At 41.8% G+C, this 748-nt stretch carries 1 pseudogene; it reads right to left on the reverse strand.

The features are described 5' to 3' along the window. Positions 1-52: 52 nt before the first annotated feature. A pseudogene (locus HX005_RS19585) lies at positions 53-748 on the reverse strand (IS5 family transposase); the annotation flags it as partial.

The raw sequence follows: 748 nt of genomic DNA on the forward strand, positions 1-748 counted from the left end.
GGCTTTGTTGCACAAAGATTTGAAATGCAAAGCGCCCCTAATTGAGCCAAATTTAAGGCGTAACTTGGGTAAGTGGTCGACCTAATTCCGTAAATCTGTTAAGGACTGCTACACGTGCATGGATCTCATTCACTTGGCTATCAAAACTCCTTGCACTGAGTTTATCTCCTAATAATTTGATGCAATGCATCTTAGTTTCAACCAACTTCGCCGATGATAGCCTGACCATTTTTTCCATAGTGTCCTGCCTAAACGTTTAACTGTTCGAAGTAATTCATTTCGCTCTAGCGAGCTACTCTTTGTATCTTTCCATGGTTTCGCATTTTTTCTAGGTGGAATCACCGCATGTGCTTGCCGATCTGCAATGACCTCACGGCATTGCTTGGTGTCATAAGCTCCATCGGTATAAACAGAGTCAATCTGCTCATCTTGTGGAATCTGATTAAGTAAATCACCAAGCACCTGTGAATCACTGACATTATTGGTTGTAAGCTGAACTGCTCGTATTTGTAGGGTTTTGGCATCTATACCAATATGTAGTTTACGCCATTGGCGACGATATTCAGCTCCATGTTTCTTGCGTTTTCATTCGCCCTCACCTAGAAACTTCATGCCTGTAGAGTCTACGAGTAGATGCAGCCCATCGCTACTTTTTTGGTAGCTGATTGCAATATCAATATGCTTTTGTCTTCTACAAAGCGTACTGTAATCTGGTGCGGTCCAATTTAATCCGCAAAGTTTAATCAGA

The organism is Acinetobacter sp. R933-2 (genome assembly GCF_030325485.1).
Taxonomy (GTDB): Bacteria; Pseudomonadota; Gammaproteobacteria; order Pseudomonadales; family Moraxellaceae; genus Acinetobacter; species Acinetobacter sichuanensis.